General features: G+C 64.3%; 4 protein-coding genes and 1 pseudogene. All 5 read left to right on the top strand.

The window, feature by feature from the left end; translation table 11 throughout:
• Positions 1-378: hypothetical protein (locus tag ACWEO7_RS39140; protein WP_452430857.1), on the top strand; the 378-nt coding region annotated here is incomplete at its 5' end.
• A gap of 226 nt (positions 379-604) precedes the next feature.
• Positions 605-1,375: a hypothetical protein gene (locus ACWEO7_RS39135; protein ID WP_452430855.1), complete on the top strand. Its 771-nt coding sequence runs from the start codon at positions 605-607 to the stop codon at positions 1,373-1,375.
• Between the two features lie 155 nt (positions 1,376-1,530).
• Positions 1,531-1,827: a hypothetical protein gene (locus ACWEO7_RS39130; protein WP_452430854.1), complete on the top strand. Its 297-nt coding sequence runs from the start codon at positions 1,531-1,533 to the stop codon at positions 1,825-1,827.
• A 229-nt stretch (positions 1,828-2,056) separates the two neighbouring features.
• The gene (locus ACWEO7_RS39125) at positions 2,057-2,341 is read left to right on the top strand and encodes a hypothetical protein (RefSeq protein ID WP_452430852.1); all 285 of its coding nucleotides are present in this window, start codon (positions 2,057-2,059) and stop codon (positions 2,339-2,341) included.
• Positions 2,338-2,555: pseudogene (locus ACWEO7_RS39120) on the top strand (hypothetical protein); the annotation flags it as partial. The gene ACWEO7_RS39125 and the pseudogene ACWEO7_RS39120, both read left to right, overlap by 4 nt.

Below are 2,555 nucleotides of genomic sequence, written 5' to 3'. Positions count from 1 at the left end.
CAGCGCGGCCGTGGCTGTGTGGCGCCGATGATCCGGCGAGAAGGCCTATGCGGAAAGAGCGGCAGTTACGGGCTGGCCGACCGTGACCCACTCACAGGGGAGGGCGGGCTGGTGTGGTTCTGCGCCCGCCACCGGCACCTCGGCAAGGCGGCGGAAGAACGCACACGCCAATGGGCTGAGAACGGTAAGCCGCTGCCGCCCGCCAATACCGGCGGCGTGCTCAAGCGTTATTGGGATGCCGATTGGGATCACATCTACCGGTGGGCGTCCGGGCGTGACCCGATGCCCGGCGGGCGTGAAGCCACACCGCCGCGGCCGAAGCTGCGCCTGATCCCGGGCGGCGCTGACCAGATCGAGGAGATGCCGCATGGTTGCTGAATGCATTGCGGGACTCACACATTCGTTCGAATCCGGTGGGTGTGGCGGCTCGAGATCCCAGCGAATCCCCGGTAAAATCAAGACGGCCCCAGGACCGGTTGGGCAGCGCGCCAACGCTGTTCTCCCGCGATCCCGGGGCCTTGCTCCACCCCCTGTCCTGCTAAGACGCAAGGAGGTGAAGCCGCCATTGAGCATATCCAGCTCGGCCGCTTCCGCGCACCCTGACGTGCCCACCAGCCTGTACCTGTACTACGACAAGTTCGACGTTCTGCTGTACGTCGGCATCACCAGTCGAGGCATCCGGCGAAACCACGAGCACAACGCCGACAAAGAATGGTGGCGGTACGTGTCACGCCAAGAGGTGCGACACCTGCCCAGCCGCGACGAAGCGCGGCGCCTTGAGCGTGAGCTGATCATACGGCTGCGCCCGCCATTCAACCGGCAGCACAACCCTGGTCACGAGGAACTGGCCGCCGCATACCGGCGGTTCATCGCCCAGCCTAGCCGCCGGAAGAAGGTGCTAGACAAGCGAGACGGCGTGCCAAAGGAGCCGGACTGGAAGAACACGACTCCGGTCCGCCTGGAGGTGACCGGTCGCAACGGCAAGTTCCTGCACTGCCAGTCGTGCGCCGAGGATGTTGTGTTAGCGACGAGGGTTGACCTTGAGGCGACCCCGTTCGACAGCTTTACGGGATCGAAGGGTCACCCTGTGGTTGGCCGGATTATGTCGCTGACACGCGAGCGGCAGTACGGCTTCGAGATGGTCCTGAAAGGCGGCTGGCTCAGCGCCACCAAAGAGGTGATTGCCCTCGTCGAGAAAGTGGGCGCCACCCATGTAATCCAGACCCTTCGGATCGAGCTGGAACACCACTCCCTGCTTGTGAAGCCCGGTGGGATCGCCGATCCGCGCAAGGCGAATTGGGGCAAGTTCTCGAACGGCGTCGGCTGGATGCCGCAGGTTCACTTCACCGCGCTGGAGGAAGGCGACGCGCGATGAACGACCTGGGAGCAAGTCGAGGGGGAATCGCGATGTGGGGAGGTCCCGAGGTTGCGGAAGGCAGGCGCGCCATGGCGTCAGTGGAGGACACGCTCGTGGACCTATCGGACCCCATTCCAGTGGATCGATTCGAGTGGGAACGAATCATCCGCCGGGTGCGAATGTCGAAGGGCACGAAGTATGTCGCGGTGATGCTGGCGACGTACGCCGACCGCGACGGCACGAGGGTGCGGCCGGGCGTGGACCGGATGGCTCTGGTGATGTGCGTGTCGGAGCCGACGGTGAAGCGCGGCATGTCGGAGTTGCGGGCGATGGGTCTCATTCAGCGGGTGAAGCAGGGCAACAGGCACGCGAAGAAGGCGGACGAGTACCGGTTGACGATGCCGTTGAATCTGCTCGATCTGCCGATGCTCGGGCCGGACGAAGACGGAATGTCTGGGGATCACACATGATCCGTGGACTTATCGCTGGCGCGCCGAGTCTGGAGATCACCCACGATCCCCAGAAAGTTATCCACAGGCAATGTCTGGGGATCACTGGCGTGCCCCAGACATTGCCCCCCGCAGAAAGTCTGGGGATCATTTTGAGCGAGTCTGGGGATCATTTTGGGCAAGTCTGGGGATCACGGGTGATCCCCCACCATTCCTACCAACCACAACCATTCCAAGAGACGTGGCTGGTTTGGGAACGGAACTCACGACCGCGCGCGAGTCGACCGCATCCAATTCCTTCTCCGATGGCAGCGGTGAAGCGATGAGCCCGGACCGCTACGGCGAACCCGCCGACCGCCCTTGCCGGGATGCCCGATGCCGCCGCGGATGGATCGGCGCCGACGACGAAGGCCGCCCCATTCCGTGCCTCGCCTGCAAACCGCATCTGGCGAAGACCTCAACCACCAACGACTGCGCCGAGTCGATCCCATCGGCCAAGGCGCAAGCAGCAATCGACAGAGAAGACCGCAAATGAGCCAGAAACCCGTCCGGATCACCCGGATACCCCAACCCGCCCCCGTTCGTCCGGCAGAGAGCCACACAGCGCCCTCTACGCCCCCTCGTGGCCCGCTCGTGTGCCGCATCTGCGGGGCTCAGGTGATCGACCGGGCCAAGCACGCCGAGTTCCATGCGGACATCGCGAAGGTGACGCGGTGGATGCAGCGGGTGAACGAGATCCTCGGCGACCG

The sequence above is a fragment of the Nocardia sp. NPDC004260 genome, from assembly GCF_053603155.1.
Note: the sequence above shows the minus strand (reverse complement) of the source record. Positions and strands in the feature narration are given on the sequence as shown.